Source organism: Acrocarpospora macrocephala (genome assembly GCF_009687865.1).
Classification (GTDB): Bacteria; Actinomycetota; Actinomycetes; order Streptosporangiales; family Streptosporangiaceae; genus Acrocarpospora; species Acrocarpospora macrocephala.
Map to the genome: position 1 here is coordinate 94,064 of NZ_BLAE01000008.1, position 16,430 is coordinate 110,493.

Annotated in this window: 13 protein-coding genes and 1 tRNA gene; 10 read left to right on the forward strand and 4 right to left on the reverse strand. The window is 66.8% G+C overall.

The genetic code is table 11. The features are described 5' to 3' along the window. The first annotated feature begins 55 nt into the window (after positions 1-55). The 8 genes from gnd (at position 56) to Amac_RS07435 (ending at position 9,762) form a co-directional block, all read left to right on the forward strand. Positions 56-1,024 carry a phosphogluconate dehydrogenase (NAD(+)-dependent, decarboxylating) gene (gnd, locus tag Amac_RS07400; protein WP_155353561.1) on the forward strand — a complete coding sequence of 323 codons (969 nt, stop codon included), beginning with the start codon at positions 56-58 and terminating at the stop codon, positions 1,022-1,024. 53 nt (positions 1,025-1,077) lie between these two features. Continuing rightward, on the forward strand, positions 1,078-2,241 hold the full coding sequence (gene recF / locus Amac_RS07405; RefSeq protein ID WP_155353562.1) for a DNA replication/repair protein RecF: 1,164 nt from the start codon (positions 1,078-1,080) through the stop codon (positions 2,239-2,241). Then, positions 2,234-2,755 carry a DciA family protein gene (locus Amac_RS07410; RefSeq protein ID WP_246268135.1) on the forward strand — a complete coding sequence of 174 codons (522 nt, stop codon included), beginning with the start codon at positions 2,234-2,236 and terminating at the stop codon, positions 2,753-2,755. Before recF ends, Amac_RS07410 begins: the two co-directional genes overlap by 8 nt. Positions 2,756-3,098: 343 nt before the next feature. Beyond that, on the forward strand, positions 3,099-5,042 hold the full coding sequence (gene gyrB, locus Amac_RS07415; protein WP_155353563.1) for a DNA topoisomerase (ATP-hydrolyzing) subunit B: 1,944 nt from the start codon (positions 3,099-3,101) through the stop codon (positions 5,040-5,042). Between the two features lie 33 nt (positions 5,043-5,075). Further along, complete coding sequence (gyrA, locus tag Amac_RS07420; RefSeq protein ID WP_155353564.1) at positions 5,076-7,595, forward strand: DNA gyrase subunit A; 2,520 nt, start codon at positions 5,076-5,078, stop codon at positions 7,593-7,595. Beyond that, positions 7,592-8,302, forward strand: coding sequence for a DUF3566 domain-containing protein (locus Amac_RS55905; RefSeq protein WP_246268137.1), 711 nt, complete (start codon positions 7,592-7,594; stop codon positions 8,300-8,302). The genes gyrA and Amac_RS55905 overlap by 4 nt, the downstream gene beginning before the upstream one ends. Positions 8,303-8,424: 122 nt before the next feature. After that, positions 8,425-8,498, forward strand: a tRNA-Ile gene (locus Amac_RS07430). A gap of 541 nt (positions 8,499-9,039) precedes the next feature. Next, entirely contained in the window at positions 9,040-9,762 is a 723-nt protein-coding gene (locus tag Amac_RS07435; RefSeq protein WP_218040919.1) for a PDZ domain-containing protein, read from the forward strand. 168 nt (positions 9,763-9,930) lie between these two features. Here Amac_RS07435 and Amac_RS57195 read toward each other — a convergent pair whose 3' ends face one another. Next, on the reverse strand, positions 9,931-10,056 hold the full coding sequence (locus Amac_RS57195) for a hypothetical protein (protein ID WP_281356256.1): 126 nt from the start codon (positions 10,054-10,056) through the stop codon (positions 9,931-9,933). Positions 10,057-10,388: 332 nt separating this feature from the next. Here Amac_RS57195 and Amac_RS07440 point away from each other — a divergent pair, with 332 nt between their 5' ends. Both Amac_RS07440 and Amac_RS07445 read left to right on the forward strand, forming a co-directional pair. After that, positions 10,389-12,044 (forward strand): S8 family peptidase, encoded by a 1,656-nt coding sequence (locus Amac_RS07440; protein ID WP_170322369.1) that lies wholly within the window; start codon positions 10,389-10,391, stop codon positions 12,042-12,044. Between the two features lie 481 nt (positions 12,045-12,525). After that, the gene (locus Amac_RS07445) at positions 12,526-12,900 is read left to right on the forward strand and encodes an SCO4225 family membrane protein (protein WP_155353566.1); all 375 of its coding nucleotides are present in this window, start codon (positions 12,526-12,528) and stop codon (positions 12,898-12,900) included. 54 nt (positions 12,901-12,954) lie between these two features. Here the strand turns inward: Amac_RS07445 and Amac_RS07450 are convergent, their stop codons facing one another. The 3 genes from Amac_RS07450 to Amac_RS07460 form a co-directional block, all read right to left on the reverse strand. Further along, positions 12,955-14,160: an alpha/beta hydrolase family protein gene (locus Amac_RS07450; RefSeq protein ID WP_218040920.1), complete on the reverse strand. Its 1,206-nt coding sequence runs from the start codon at positions 14,158-14,160 to the stop codon at positions 12,955-12,957. A 119-nt stretch (positions 14,161-14,279) separates the two neighbouring features. Beyond that, complete coding sequence (locus Amac_RS07455; RefSeq protein WP_155353568.1) at positions 14,280-14,918, reverse strand: response regulator; 639 nt, start codon at positions 14,916-14,918, stop codon at positions 14,280-14,282. Further along, positions 14,915-16,072 carry a sensor histidine kinase gene (locus Amac_RS07460; RefSeq protein ID WP_170322370.1) on the reverse strand — a complete coding sequence of 386 codons (1,158 nt, stop codon included), beginning with the start codon at positions 16,070-16,072 and terminating at the stop codon, positions 14,915-14,917. Before Amac_RS07460 ends, Amac_RS07455 begins: the two co-directional genes overlap by 4 nt. Positions 16,073-16,430 lie beyond the last annotated feature (358 nt).

A 16,430-nucleotide genomic window follows, 5' to 3' on the forward strand; every position in this document is an offset into this window, starting at 1 on the left:
AGACGTTTACGGAGGGACCGTATGATCTACCCCCGTGCCGGGTAGGGCGCTCACGATGAACCAAGAGGGGGTGGCCTCGATGCAGATCGGCCTGATCGGGCTCGGGAAAATGGGCGGCAACATGGCCGAGCGGCTCCGCCGCGGCGGCCATGACGTGGTCGGCTACGACCGCGATCCGAAGATCAGCGACGTCGGGAGCCTGAAGGAGCTCGTGGAGCGGCTGGCGGCGCCCAGGGCGGTCTGGATCATGGTCCCGGCCGGTGACCCCACCCGGGCGACGATCAACCACCTGAGCGAGCTGCTCGCCCCCGGGGACGTCATCATCGACGGCGGCAACTCCCACTATGTGGACGACCAGAAGCACGGCGCCGAACTGGCCACGCGGAACATCGGCTTCGTGGACGTCGGCGTCAGCGGGGGCGTCTGGGGCCTGGAGAACGGCTACGCGCTGATGGCGGGCGGCACGGCCGAGGACATCCAGCGGTTGCGGCCGATCTTCGAGACGCTCAAGCCGGTGGGCGCGGACGGTTTCGTCCACGCGGGCGGGATCGGCGCGGGCCACTTCGCCAAGATGGTCCACAACGGCATCGAGTACGGCATGATGCAGGCCTTCGCCGAAGGCTGGGAGCTGCTGGAGGCCACCGACATCGTCACCGACGTGCCGGGCGCCTTCGCCAGCTGGCGGCACGGCACGGTGATCCGCTCCTGGCTGCTGGACCTGCTCGTACGGGCGCTCAAGGAAGACCCGGAACTGTCGGAGCTGAAAGGTTATGCACAGGACTCGGGCGAGGGCCGGTGGACGGTGCAGGCGGCTGTGGATCACGCGGTCCCGCTGCCGGTGATCACCGCCGCGCTGTTCGCCAGGTTCGCCTCCCGGCAGGAGGATTCGCCCGCGATGAAGATGATCGCGGCGCTGCGCAACCAGTTCGGCGGGCATGCGGTGAACGCGGTGGACGGCCAGACCGGACTGGGCGCCGACGCCCCCGGCGCGGACACCGTGCCCCCGGTGGAAGCCGAGAACTGAGCGGCAGCGGCAAGCGCGCTCAAGATGTCGGTGGGGACCGCTAGCGTTGCGGCATGCACGTCGCCCATCTCTCGCTCACCGACTTCCGGTCCTATCCCGGGGTGGAGCTCGCGCTCGACCCAGGCGTGACCGCGTTCGTCGGCCCGAACGGGCAGGGCAAGACGAACCTCGTCGAAGCACTCGGCTACGTGGCCAGCCACGCCAGCCACCGGGTGGCCACCGACGCCCCCCTGGTCCGGCACGGCGCCGCCCGGGCGGTGATCCGCTCGATGATCGTCAAAGACGACCGCCGCGCGCTGATCGAGCTGGAGCTCAACCCCGGCAAGGCCAACCGGGCCCGGATCAACCGTTCCCCCCTCTCCCGCGCCCGGGATGCCCTGGGGCTGCTCAGAACGGTCCTGTTCGCCCCCGAGGACCTCGCCCTGGTGAAGGGCGACCCCGCCGAGCGGCGCAGGTTCATGGACGATCTGCTGGTCGCCCGCCATCCCCGGTTCGCCGGGGTCAGGGCCGACTACGACCGCGTGCTCAAGCAGCGCAACGCCCTGCTCCGCACGGGGGTGCTGGCGCGCCCTGGAAGGCGTCGTAGCGCCCGCAGGCAGGACGAGGAGAGCGGATTCGCGGAAGCGGGCGCCGGTGACGTCCAGAGCACGCTGGAGGTCTGGGACAGCCATCTCGTCCGCCACGGCGCGGAGCTGCTGGCGGCCCGCCTCGACCTTGTGGACGAGCTGCGCCCGCTCGCCGCGAAGGCCTACGCCACCCTCGCCCCGGCCTCCGACGCCGCCCAGCTCGAATATTCGTCCACAGCCCTGGGGACAACCCGCGACGACCTGGCGGGCCAGCTGCTCGCCGCCCTCGCCGAGGCCCGCAAGTCCGAGCTCGAGCGCGGCATCACCCTCGTCGGCCCGCACCGCGACGACCTCCAGCTCCGCCTCGGCGAGCTGCCCGCCCGCGGCTACGCCAGCCACGGCGAATCCTGGTCGTTCGCGCTGGCCCTCCGCCTGGCCGCCTACGACCTGCTCCGCGCCGACGGCGGCGACCCCGTGCTGATCCTGGACGACGTGTTCGCCGAACTCGACACCCAGCGGCGCCGCAGGCTGGCCGAGATGGTCGCCCCGGCGGAGCAGGTCCTGATCACCGCCGCCGTCCCCGCCGACGTGCCCGGCGAGCTCATCGGCGTGCGTTTCGACGTGACAGAAGGGAGCGTGACCCGTGTCTGAACCCCTCGGCTCGGGTGGCCAGTCCCCGCAGAACTCGGCGGCCAAGGGCGCCGCCCTGGCCAGGGAGAAACTCGCCCAGGCCAAGGCCGACGCGCAGCGCCGCGGCCAGCTGCCGCGCAGCGAACCACGCCGCCGCAAGAACGGCGCGCGGCGCGACTCCGCCGATCCCCAGCTGTTTGGCGGCGCGATCCGCGACCTGCTGGCCGAGCGCGGCTGGGAGCAGTCGGTCGCCGTCGGCGGGGTGTTCGGCCGCTGGCGGGAGATCGTCGGCCCCGAACTCGCCTCGCACACCAAGCCGGAGACTTTCGAGGACGGCGAACTGCTGGTCGCCGCCGACTCCACCGCCTGGGCGACCCAGGTGCGTCTGCTGGCGGCGTCCCTGGTCAGACGACTGAACGAGGAGTTAGGCGACGGCACGGTCCGCCGGGTCAAAGTGCACGGGCCCAACACCGGCGTCCGTCCCGGTGGCCTGCGCGTTCACGGGAGCAAGGGGCCAGGGGACACCTACGGATAAAGGCTGACGCAGGTCCGTACACGATCGAAAGTGAGCTGTGAAAAAGTCTCGCGGTGGCCCGAAATCGCGCCTGGGGCGAGAGACCCCTGTCTCGCGGGGTTGACATTAAAAACAAGATCATCGCATTAGCGGGCATCACAGCGCCCGTCAATGCCACCTCAGGTCCCGAAGACCGGTAGAATGAAAGTGGACTTAAGGACACGTCCGTTTGCGTGTCACCCCGGCCTGACGAGCCGACTCCCCTGGGTGAGCGCATCGGGGCACTCACGACGGTGACGGGCACGGCAGGGTAGCCATCCTCGGATGTCTCCTGCCGCGTGTCCGCGGCAGGAGGATTTCACACTTGTCCTACGACGCAAGCTCTATCACCGTTCTCGAAGGCCTGGAGGCGGTCCGCAAGCGCCCGGGTATGTACATCGGCTCGACCGGCGAGCGCGGCCTGCACCACCTCGTCTACGAGGTTGTGGACAACTCGGTCGACGAAGCCCTGGCGGGCGTCTGCGACAACATCGAGGTCACGCTGCTCGCCGACGGCGCTGTCCGGGTTGTGGACAACGGCCGGGGCATCCCGGTGGCGATGCACCCGGTGGAGAAGAAGCCGACCCTGGAGATCGTGCTCACCGTGCTGCACGCCGGCGGCAAGTTCGACGGCCAGTCGTATGCGGTGTCGGGCGGCCTGCACGGGGTGGGCGTCTCGGTGGTGAACGCGCTGTCCAGCCGCCTGGAAGCGGAGATCAAGCGAGACGGGTTCCACTGGCGGCAGTCGTACATCGGGTCGAAGCCGACCACGGATGTGATCAAGGGCGAGCCGACCGACGAGACCGGCACCACGATCACGTTCTGGCCTGACGAGGGCATCTTCGAGACGACCACCTGGAACTTCGAGACGCTCAGCCGCCGGTTCCAGGAGATGGCCTTCCTCAACAAGGGCCTCACGATCATCATGAGGGACGAGCGCCCCGATCACTACGTGGAGGAGCCGGTCCAGGTTGAGTACTGCTACCAGGGCGGCCTGTCCGACTTCGTGGCGCACCTGAACTCGAAGAAGGAGACCGTCCACAACTCGATCATCGACTTCGAGGAGCACGGCGACGGCATCTCCGCCGAGATCGCCATGCAGTGGAACGGGTCGTACTCGGAGTCGGTCTACACCTTCGCCAACACGATCAACACCGCTGAGGGCGGGACCCACGAAGAGGGCTTCCGGGCCGCGCTGACCACGATCGTCAATCGGTACGCGCGCGAGCAGAAGTTCCTCAAAGAGGGCAAGGACGACAACCTCACCGGCGACGACGTGCGCGAGGGCCTCACCGCGATCATCTCGGTCAAGCTGGCGGAACCGCAGTTCGAGGGCCAGACCAAGACCAAGCTGGGCAACACCGAGGCCAAGTCGTTCGTCCAGAAGGCCTGCAACGATCACCTGCGGGACTGGTTCGAGCGCAACCCCGGCGAGGCCAAGGAGATCATCAACAAGTCGCTGCAGGCCTCCCGGGCCCGGATCGCGGCCCGCCAGGCGCGCGACCTGACCCGGCGCAAGTCGTTGCTGGAGAGCGGCTCAGGACTGCCCGGCAAGCTGGCCGACTGCCAGTGGAGCGAGCCCGAGCGCTGCGAACTGTTCATCGTCGAGGGCAACTCGGCCGGCGGCTCCGCCAAGGGCGGCCGCGACTCGCGGTTCCAGGCGATCCTGCCGATCCGCGGCAAGATCCTCAACGTGGAGAAGGCGCGGATCGACAAGGTCCTCAAGAACACCGAGGTCCAGTCGCTGATCACCGCGCTCGGCACCGGCGTGCACGACGAGTTCGACCTGTCCAAGCTGCGCTACCACAAGCTGATCCTGATGGCCGACGCCGACGTCGACGGCCAGCACATCACCACGCTGCTGATGACGCTGCTGTTCCGTTTCATGCGCCCGCTGATCGAGGCAGGGCATGTGTACCTGTCCCAGCCCCCGCTGTACAAGATCAAGTGGGACCGTAAGGGGGAGGACGCGTCGTATGCGTACTCCGACCGGGAGCGGGACGCCGTCATTCAGGCCGGGATCGACGCCGGCAAGCCCGACCCGCGGCCGCGCGACAACGTGCAGCGCTTCAAGGGTCTCGGCGAGATGAACGCCAACCAGCTGTGGGAAACCACGATGAACCCGGACACCCGGCTGCTGCTGCAGGTCACCCTGGACGACGCGGCCCAGGCCGACGAGATGTTCAGCGTCCTGATGGGCGAGGAGGTCGCGCCGCGCCGCGAGTTCATCATCAGGAACGCGCGCGACGTGCGATTCCTCGATGTGTAATCGGCCTGCCGTACAGAGCAGAAAAGGATTGACGTGACGGAAGTGAACCTGCCTCCGGGCCCGCCGGCCGATCGTATCGAGCCGGTGGACATCCAGTCCGAGATGCAGCGCAGCTACATGGACTACGCGATGTCGGTCATCGTGTCGCGCGCGCTGCCGGACGTGCGGGACGGGCTCAAGCCCGTGCACCGGCGGGTGCTGTACGCGATGTTCGACGGCGGTTACCGCCCCGACCGCGGCTACTTCAAGTGCTCCCGGGTCGTCGGCGACGTCATGGGCTCCTACCACCCCCACGGCGACACCTCGATCTACGACACTCTGGTACGGCTCGCGCAGCCCTGGTCGCTGCGCTACCCGCTGGTCGACGGCCAGGGCAACTTCGGCTCTCCGGGCAACGACATGCCCGCCGCCATGCGATACACCGAGTGCAAGCTCGCGCCGATCGCCATGGAGATGCTCCGGGACATCGACAAGGAGACCGTCGACTTCCAGCCCAACTACGACGGCCGCTCCCAGGAGCCCGTCGTGCTGCCGTCGCGGTTCCCGAACCTGCTGGTCAACGGCTCGGCCGGGATCGCGGTCGGGATGGCCACCAACATCCCGCCGCACAACCTGCGCGAGGTCGGCGCGGCCGTGCAGTGGGCGCTCCAGCACCCGGACGCCACCGAGGAGGAGCTGCTCGAAGCCCTCATCGCCCGGGTCAAGGGCCCCGACTTCCCCACCGGCGCGTTGATCGTCGGCAAGCGCGGCATCGACGAGGCGTACCGGACCGGGCGCGGGTCGATCACCATGCGGGCCGTGGTGGAGGTCGAGGAGGACAACAAGGCGCGGCAGTGCCTGGTCATCACCGAGCTGCCGTACCAGGTCAACCCCGACAACCTCGCGCTGTCCATCGCCGAGCTCGTCAAAGAGGGCAAGGTCACCGGCATCGCCGACGTCCGGGACGAATCCTCCTCCCGGGTCGGCCAGCGCCTCGTCGTCGTGCTCAAGCGCGACGCGGTCGCCAAGGTCGTGCTCAACAACCTGTACAAGCACACCCAGCTGCAGACCACCTTCGGCGCCAACATGCTGGCCCTGGTCGACGGCGTGCCGCGCACGCTCCGCCTGGACCAGTTCGTCAAGTACTACATCGGCCACCAGATCGAAGTCGTCGTCCGGCGCACCCGCTTCCTGCTGCGCAAGGCCGAGGAGCGCGCGCACATCCTGCGGGCCCTGCTCAAGGCCCTGGACCGGCTCGACGAAGTGATCGCGCTCATCCGCCAGTCGCCCTCGGCCTCGGCCGCCCAGCAGGGCCTGATGAGCATGCTGGAGATCGACGAGATCCAGGCCCAGGCCATCCTGGACATGCAGCTGCGCAAGCTCGCCGCCCTGGAACGCCAGCAGATCCAGGATGAGTACGAGAACCTGATGGCGCAGATCATCGACTACCGGGACATCCTCGCCTCCCCCAGCCGCCAGCGCAGCATCGTGGCCGACGAACTCGGCGAGATCATCACGCGGTATGGCGACGACCGGAAGACCGAGATCATCGCCTACGAGGGCGACATGTCCATCGAGGACCTGATCGCCGAAGAGGACATGGTCGTCACGATCACCCGCGGTGGGTATGCCAAGCGCACCAACACCGACCTCTACCGGGCGCAGAAGCGCGGCGGCAAGGGTGTCCGCGGCGCCCAGCTGCGCCAGGACGACATCGTCGAGCACTTCTTCGTCACCACCACCCACCACTGGCTGCTGGCCTTCACCAACAAGGGCCGGGTGTATCGGGTCAAGGCGTATGAGCTGCCCGATTCCGGCCGCGACGCGCGCGGGCAGCACCTGGCCAACCTGCTCGCCATGCAGCCCGACGAGCACGTCGCGGAGATCCTCGACCTCCGCGACTACGAGGTCGCTCCCTACCTCGTGCTGGCCACCCGCAGCGGCCTGGTCAAGAAGACCAGACTTTCCGAATACGACTCGCCGCGCTCTGGTGGCCTGATCGCGATCAACCTGCGCGAAGATGACGAGGTGATCGCCGCCAGACTCATCTCCGAGGAGGATGATCTGCTGCTCGTCTCCAAGGGCGCGCAGTCGATCCGCTTCACCGCCTCCGACGAGGCGCTGCGCCCCATGGGCCGCGCCACCAGCGGTGTCATCGGCATGCGGTTCATCGACGGGGACGAACTGCTCGCCATGAATGTGATGAGCCACGGCGACGACGTGCTTATCGCGACCGAGGGTGGGTATGCGAAGCGGACCCCGGTCGACCACTATCCGCTTCAAGGTCGGGGCGGCAAGGGCGTGCTGACCGCGAAAATCGTGAGCGCCCGTGGCAAGCTGGTTGGAGCGGTCATGGTGAGACCCGAAGACGAAGTCTTCGCGATCACCTCAGCCGGTGGAGTGATCCGTACCAGCGCCGGCGAGATCAAGCAGTCCGGACGCCAGACCATGGGGGTTCGGCTGATGAATCTTGCCGAAGGCGACAGCGTCGTGGCCCTCGCCCGGAATGCCGAAACCTTGGCGGCAGCCGAAGCTTTGGAGACAGTGGAGAATGGGGCAGGAGACGAGGAATGACGAACTCGGGGAGCGCCAGCGCCAGAACAAAGAAGGGCTCGGCCGCCAAGCCGATGACTTTCTCGATGCGTGACGGGGTGTCCGAGCGGATCGAAGACGAGGGGCCGGAGTCTCGTCCCGCCGAGGAGCCGAAGCCGGACGACTCCACGGTTCGCATCCGCACATCGGGCCCGGACCCGAAGCCGTGGTCGCCCGCCGCGCCCGACCTGAACGAAACCAACCCGCGCCCCCCCGCCGTCCCGTCCGTCGGCACGGCCGCCGACCTGACCACACCGGCCGACCGGCCGATGCTCAAAACCCAACCGGCAGAAGACCGGAAACCGGCCATCCGCGCCCCCCGGAAGGCCCACCTCGTCCTCCGCCGGGTAGAACCCTGGTCCGCGATGAAGTTCAGCTTCGTCGTCTCCCTGGTCTGCTTCGTAGTCCTGTTCGTCGCGGTCGCCGTGCTGTACGGCGTGCTGTCCGCCATGGGCGTCTTCGACGAGATCGTCAAAGCCGTCAACCAGCTGACCGTCGGCGAGGGCGCGACGCCGTCCTTCGACGTGGCCAGCTGGTTCGAGCCGGTGCGCATCCTGGGCTACACGGCCCTGCTTGGCGCGATCAACGTGGTTCTGATCACAGCCCTGGCCACGCTGGGCGCCGTCATCTACAACCTCTCCGCCGACCTGGTCGGCGGCGTCGAAGTCACCTTCAGCGAAGCCGAGTGACCTTCGTTCCTGTACGGCCACCGGCCGAGCGTGGCCGTACGGGAACGACGGTGCGAGGAACCCCTCGGACACGGTAAGCTTTTCCTCGTCCAGCCAAGACCTACGGGTTTTGAGCGTGGCTGGGGGCTATAGCTCAGACGGTTAGAGCGCTTCCCTGATAAGGAAGAGGTCCCAGGTTCAAGTCCTGGTAGCCCCACCGCAGGTCAGAGGCCATATCCCATCTCGGGACTGGCCTCTTTTCATGTCCGTACAGCTTCAAGGTACAGCTGTTGACGACAGCGGACGTGTCCTTTGAGCAACGGGCCGACCCGTCACAAGCCCCTTCCTGTCCAAGGGTGCACTCGAGGGCCGTCGCAACAAACTGATCAGTTGTTGGCAGCAAGTACCATAGCGAGACGCTCGGCTGGGATACCCCAGCCGAGCGTCTGGTGTTCGGGTCCAGCCGAGATACGGGAAGAACCGGCCAGGGCTCGATCTTGATGCTTTGAGCCGAACCATTGTCGGCCAGCCGCCGTTGGAGCGCCGTGGTGAGGGAAGATCATCCGTGGTGCTGCTGCGCAATCTCGGAAGTTGTCCTGCCCGAGTAGCTCTTATGTGAGCTGATCGAAATCTGCTCTGCGGCGGCCCTGCCTACCCGCTGCCATACCCCCATCCATCTACTCTTTGTAATCATGCTTACACAATCAGTTGATGCACCTTGCGGGGTAGGCTCCGGGATAGTCCGCAGGAGCGTGCGGGTGTGCATTTTGCTCGCGGTGGGCGCCGCCCTGCTTACAGCCGGAGGCGTCTCCGCCGCCGAGAGTTCAGCGACCTTGATCGCACAGCAGGCCCGGTCTCTGCCTCCGCAGCAGAACGTCCCCGATCTGGACGTGCCCGGCCCTCCGCAAACCGTCACCTATCCGCCGGACGGCAAGCGCCGCTACCACCAGAGCACAGTGACCGTCCAAGCTCCGCCCTACACCCGCATCACCGCCCTGAACCTGCGCTGCAGCTGGGCCTGCCCGGTCACCATCGCTCCCGACGGCAAGTCAGCCACCGGCACGTTCAATGTCAACACGTGGGACTTCCTCTATCCCTACGATGTAGAGGTGGTCGCTGACGCCAACGCCAACGTGCCACTGGCAGGCGGCCAGTTCAGCGGCACCTTCACCCTCGACGGCGACACCCAGCCGCTCACCGTGAACTTCAAGCCCGGCGTCCAGGCTGTTGTGGCGGCCAACCTCAGGAACACCAGCCCCCCGGGCGGCGGCGTCCGCGTAATCTCCGTCGACCCCGGCAGCAAGGCCGACGTATCGGGGCTGCAACCAGGTGACGTCATTACCGGCATTGCGGGAACTCCAACCCCGACCGTCAACGATCTGGACACGTTTCTGGACCAAAAGCGGGCCGGCACCACCTATCCGGTGACCGTCCAGCGTGGCGGCACCACCGTTACCCTGCAGCTCACCTTGGACAGCTAGAACACCGAAGACTCCCTCCAGAGCTGGTTCCCTTCACTGCGGCCAGCGTCTATGTCCGGTCCTAGCGCCACCGCACCACGGCGTTCCGGCACCCATGGCAGGGTTCCTCACATCCGGGGCACCTTGTCAGGAAGCAAGCTGCAACGGCCCGAGCCTCGCAACAACTGATCAGGCGTTCGCGGCAAGGAGCATAGCGAGACGCTTGGCTGGGGTATCCCAGCCAAGCGTCTTTCGTGGTCTGGAGTTCAACTCGGTGGCGACGGCGGCGAGGCCCTCCCGGATCTCGAAGTCCATCGCATCTCCTGTGGGGTGTTGCGACGACCACTAGAACGGAAGAAGCAAAGCTGAGGGGGCTCTGAGGGGCGGTTCGACATGCGTCGGAGGTGGGCCTCTAACGCTAGACCGCAGGTAGATCACGGAATCCGGCTCTAGGGCACACGATGCGTACCGTCAAGAACAATCTACTGAGCCTGCCGATGCTCGCCGTCGCGTCGGCGGCATCGGTCGGCGCCATGTCCGGCCCCAGCCACGCCGCGACCGGCGACGTCGCCATGAATTATGTTCAATGGATAGCACAATACGGAAAGTCCGTTATGCGGCTAACGAAAAGGAGCGGACTCCGGGCGGTGGCTGCCGGTGTCGTGGCGGTTTCCCCGCTCCTGGGGTTGTTATCCATGCCGTCGGCTGCGCTGGCAGTCGGCGGTGAGGTGCTCAACGCAGGCGCACCGGGCACCATCGAAGGAAGCTACATCGTCGTGCTCAAGGATCTTGAGCGGGGCGGTGCCGGTGTCCGGGCGGTAGGGGAAAGCCTGGCGAGCCAGTACGGCGGGCAGGTCGCGCGCACGTACGGCCATGCTCTCCAGGGTTTCTCCGTCACCATGTCCGAGGCGGACGCCGAGCGCCTCGCCGCCGATCCCGCGGTCTCCTACGTCGAGCAGAACAGAAAGATCAGCATAGCCGCCGGTCCCGAAACCGAGATCGTCCAGCAGAACCCGCCCTGGGGTCTCGACCGGATCGACAAGAGAAGCAAGACCCGCGACTCCAAGTACAACTACGTCAGCGGGTACACCGGATCCGGAGTCCGCTCGTATGTCCTCGACACCGGCATCCGGGTAACTCATGCCGAGTTCGGTGGCCGCGCGACCACCCCGCAGGACTTCGTCGGGGATGGCAGGAACGGCAACGACTGTCACGGGCACGGTACGCACGTCGCCGCAACGATCGCAGGAGCCACCTACGGGGTCGCCAAGAACGCGTCGGTCGTAGGCATCCGCGTGCTGGACTGCGAGGGCGCGGGGACGTATGAAGGTGTCCTCGCCGGCATCGACTGGGTAACCGCGAACGCCATCAGACCCGCCGTCGTGAACATGAGCCTGGGCGGTCCCGCGAGCCAGTCGATGGACGAGGCGGTCCGCGGCGCGGTGGCTTCCGGCCTGCCCTTCGTCGTCGCGGCGGGGAACCTCGGATGTAACGTCAACGGTGGCGGTTTACTGTGCAATGAGAACGGTTACTCGCCCGCGCGCGTGGCCGAAGCCATCACCGTCGCCGCGAGCGACAAAGACGACCTCCGCGCGCACTTCTCGAACTTCGGGAACGGTGTCGACATCAACGCCCCCGGCGTGGACGTGAAGTCGGCCTGGATCGGCAGCAACACCGCCACCAACACCATCAGCGGCACGTCGATGGCCGCGCCGCACGTGTCCGGGGCCGTCGCGCGCCTGCTGGTGACTCACCCGAACGCCACCCCCAGTGCGATCGCGCTCGCTCTCAAGCACAACTCGCACAGGGGCTCCATCGGCGAACCGGATGAGCCCTACGACCCGCAGCCGCCGATCCCGGCGGAAACCGATCCCGTGGTGCAGACGACCGGCGACCTCCTCCACACTTCATGGCAGGCGCAGCCGCTGTCCACCTGCGTCCTGTCCGGCACTAACGCCAACAACATCACGATCCCGGACGTCGGTCCGGGCACCATGTCCCCGATCAACGTGACGGGGTGCGCCGGAGTCGGCTATGTCCAGCCGCTCCACGTGTCGTACACCGTTTTCCACACCCGTCCAGACGACATTCGCATCGACCTGGTCGCCCCGGACGGCACCCGCTACCGGCTGCGGACCGAGGGGCCGCCCGTCTCCACCCCCAACGCCTCGCCTGAGGCGATCTCGGCCACGCTCAACGTCAACGTGAACGAGACCGCCAGGAACGGGAACTGGCGGCTCGACGTCCAGGATCTCTGGCCCGACAACTTCGGGTACCTGGACACCTGGAATCTTAAGTTCTGACAGCTGAGACCGGCCGGCGGTGAGGTGTTCATCCAGGCGATCCCGTTCGGGGATCGACAACGAAAGGCGCCACGCCGTGGAAGCGCTGAACACCGAAATGCTGGCCGGTCTCATCGTCGGTAATTACGTGGGCCGCACCCGCCATTAGCCCGATCAGGCTCCGCGAAAGAATTCCAGGCGGTCGGCGGGGCGGCTCAGCATCAGGTAGTGGCTACCGGGTATCTCGTGGGGGTGAGACCGAGTCGATCGTGGACCACAGTGCTGAACGGTTCGTGCTGGTCGATGAGTACCTGGGTGTCTGGCCGATCGGAACGTCCATCCAGCGCAGTCCGAGCGCCTCGCCACGGCGGAGCCCGTACACGAGCATCAAGGCGACGGCGCACCCACCGACTCCGGCACCGCGCCGCCGCCCTCAGCGTGAGCCTTCATCTGAGTATCGGTACTCAAGACGTCGCACCCTAAGCACACCAGGCTCGGAATCATGCGACCAGTACGGACCATGATTCGCTATATCTCCCGATACGACCGGGGGCGCTTCGCCCTGGCCATCGCCGGACCCTATGCGCTGATCGTTGTCGGCGTGACCATCTACGTCGAGATCAGCACGCGCCAGCCAGGGAGCCAAGGCCTGGAGGCGATATGGCTGTTCGCGGTCACCTCTCCGGCCTCTCAGATCTTGCTCTTGCTCCCGCTCCCCGCCCCAGAGATCTCTCGTTTCCTGTTCCCCGCCGCCGGACTACTCCAAGCGTGGATCCTCTGGCTGATCGTGCGCGGACGTAGAAAGAGCATGACTCCGGCGGGGGCGCTCCCGCTCCGGGATGATCACGAAGGGCAAGACCAGAACCGTATGGGGTGAGAGGGCCACCAGTTCGGTGGTTGTTTGCCCACCATTTGCCACCAAGGTTGGCCGTTAGGGGATGAAGGTGACCTCGGGGAACTTTGGCGATGGTCTGTTCAGCAGGTGGCCTTTGCCGCGTAGGTGTAGATCGAAGAAGGCCAGCGGGTAGGTTCGCTGAACGGCTTCAGCCCGCGTGGGGTCGAGCGTTCCGATCTGCTCGGCGAGCTGAGCGGGTGTCCAGTTCAGTAGTGAGGCTAGTTGTGGGACGATCACTTCCAGGTCGCTGTAGGAGGCGTGCTCGACGCCCGTCGTTTTGATGTTGAGCTTCCAGCCCTTGAGGTTCGACCAGAATCTGGCCAGGTCAGGGTCCCGCTCGCGTACCGCCTTGGTGGCGGTCATCAGCATGTACGGCCGTGTCAGGCCGCTGTTTACGACGGGTCCCGCCACTGGGCCGTCCATGGCCAGCCCCGCCTTAATCTTGGGGTTCTCGAACATGGCGGAGGCGACCGTGGCGCCGCCTGCTGAGTAGCCGAACATGCCGATTCGTTGTAGGTCGAGTAGGCCGCGTAGGCCTGTGGGGAGTTTGCGGTGTTCGGCGTCGGGGTTGGTGCCCCGCTGCAGTAGTGCGAGTTGGTTGAGGACGAAATGGGTGTCGGCGATGCGTTGCTGGTAGATCAGTGTGCCGTGGCTGTCGGGAGTTGGGGTTACCACTTGGCCGTCGGGGAATTCGACTGTGCCGTCGTGGGTGTGGTCGATGGTGACTACCGCGTAGCCGCGGCTGGCCAGTTCCTCGACTACCACGGTGTTGGCCGAGCGGAAGGAGTCGTTGCCCGGTGAGTACAGCACCACCGGTAGTTGGCCCCGTCGGCGGTCGGCGGGGGCGCCTTCGTGGGCGTGAGTGCGGGGCAGTTGTACGGCGTTGGGTGGTAAGCCCTGTTGGCGTAGGTACTGGGCGGCGGCCTTGGGGGTGAGCCAGGGTGCGGTTGGGTATCCGGTGGTTTTGCTGGCGGGGTAGGTCAGGCTGATCATCAGTTCGCGGGCGCGGCCGCCTGACAGTGGGTCCTTGCGTGTGTGATCGACCAGGTGCATGGAGATGGTGCCGAGCGGATGAGGGCCCGTCGGCGCGGGCAGGGTCAGCCGGGGTGCCGAGGTGGGCTGGGCTGCGGCCAGGGTGACCGGTGTGGTCACGGGCGTTGCCTCCTGGGCGGGTGCGCCGGTCGCTGCGGTTGGTGAGGCGAGGGAGAGGATGACGGCGAACGTTGTTCGCGAGAAGATCACAGAGGCTCCTTCGGTGATGGATCGCAACGCCTCCAGAGTGCCGACGGCTGTGGTCGTTGATCGTCTGCCCATGGGCTCATCCGGTGCCGTCTGGCTCAGCCTTTCGGCTGATGTCGGGATCAGCTCAGCGGTACCAGGCCGCTGCGGTAGGCGATGATCACTAGGTGGACGCGGTCGCGGGCGTCGAGTTTGGCCAGCAGGTGTCTGACGTGGGTTTTGGCCGTGCCTGGGCCGATGTGCAGCCGCTCGGCGATCTCGCTGTTGGTCAAGCCCTCGGCGATGAGAGTGAGTACCTGCCGCTCGCGTTCGGTGATGTCGTGCGGAAGTGCGGAGTGGTCGCGCTGGGCGAACTTCGTGATCAATCGTCGGGTGACGCTGGGAGACAGTAGTGCCTGGCCGGCTGCCACGACCCGGATCGCCGTCAGCAGGTCCTGCGCGGGGGTGTCCTTGACCAGGAAACCGCTGGCGCCGCCGCGCAGCGCCACGTAGACGTACTCGTCCAGGTCGAAGGTGGTCAAAATGACCACTTTGGCGTCGCTGGAGGCGGTGATCAGGCGGGTGGCTTCCAGGCCGTCCAAATCGGGCATCCTGATGTCCATGAGCACCACGTGTGGTGCTCGTGTGCGTACGAGACGCACTGCCTCCAGGCCGTTCGCGGCCTCGCCGACGACAGTCAGGTCCGGGGCGGTGCCGATGATGCCGCACAGTCCCGCCCGCAGCAGGGTCTCGTCGTCGGCGACCACTACTCGGACGGTCATCCCAGGTGCTCCGTGGAAGGGATGGGCAGGGTGGCGCTGACGCGGAAACCACCTTCGGGGCGGGGTGCCGCATCGAATGTGCCGTCGTACAGGTGTACGCGCTCCCGCATTCCGGCCAGCCCGTGACCCCGGTGCGGCCTGGCCGCCCGGCCGCCCTGGCCGTCATCGGTGATCTCGATGGCCACCTCGTCGGCTCTGTAGTGCACGTTCACCCTCGCCGAATCGGTGGCCGCGTGTTTGACCACGTTGGTCAGCGCCTCCTGGACGATCCGATAGGCCGCCAGGTCGATCCCTGCGGGCAGCGCATGGCGTCGGCCGGTGACAGAAAGATCTACCCGGACGCCTGCCCCGGCGCTCTGTGCCAGGAGCCGGTCGAGGTCGGCCAGCCCTGGGGCGGGCGCCGTTCCCGGTGGATCGCCCTGGTCTTCCACGCGTAGCACGCCCAGGAGCCTCCGCATCTCGGCCAGGCACTGGCGGCTCGTGGTCTCGATGGCCGTGAGCGCGTCACGTGTCTCCTGCGGCCTGTCGTCGAGTACCAGAGCGGCCAAGCCTGCCTGCACGGTGACCACGCTCATGCCGTGCGCGACCACATCGTGCAGTTCGCGGGCGATGCGCATCCGCTCGGCCATCACTCGCTGCCTGGCTAGAACGGCCTGATGACGCAGCGCCTGCGCAAGATGGCGGCGATGTGCGCCCACGGCGTACCCGACGCTCCACACGGTGGTGAACAGCAGCACTGACATCACCGGAGCCCCGACCAGGCGCGGGAAGGCAGGAATCCCGCTCGCCACCGCGGCGGCCAGTGCCACTCCCAGGGCGACGAAGGCGGTGCGCGTACGGCACATGGCCGCCACCGTGTACAGCACGCATGCCACCGACACGAACCCCAATGCGAGCATCTCGCGCGCGGCCAGCTCAACCGCAGCCAGCCCGGCCACCGCGATCGCGAAGGCGACGACCGGCCGCCAGCGTCGCCATGCGATCGGCAGCACCAGCACGGCCACCCCCGCTATCCGCCGCCCGATTCCGATACCGGGATCGAGTAGCGCGAACGCAACGACCCCGCACCCGAGCGCGGCCAGCCCATCCAGGCGCCTCGGACTCAGCCGCCCGATGATCCGTGAGCGTGGCCCGGCACGCGTGATGAGATGCACGGGCCAAAGGCTAGGCATGCTCAGGCGCCCGGCACATCGACCCAAAGGCTGGTTCATCCGAGGGCACCGCCACTGGTTCCGCCGGCCGAGCGCGAGCCTAAAGGCCAGGGTAAATCTTGATGGGCTGACCTGGACCGAGGGGCCGCTGACGTCGCGTGGTGACCCGGTGAAATTCCTGCGCCCACGCGTGTACGCGTGCCGAGAGGCTGGATCTACCTGACGCGACCGGAACTAAATGCGGCCGTCACCTAGGGACGAATTCCACTTACGCCCGCCGTGACCGCGTCGTTATATCAGGAAGAGCGCCGCGGCTCGCGAGCGTGGTGAGGACCGGTACGCGCGCGGGAGAAAGGGGCGG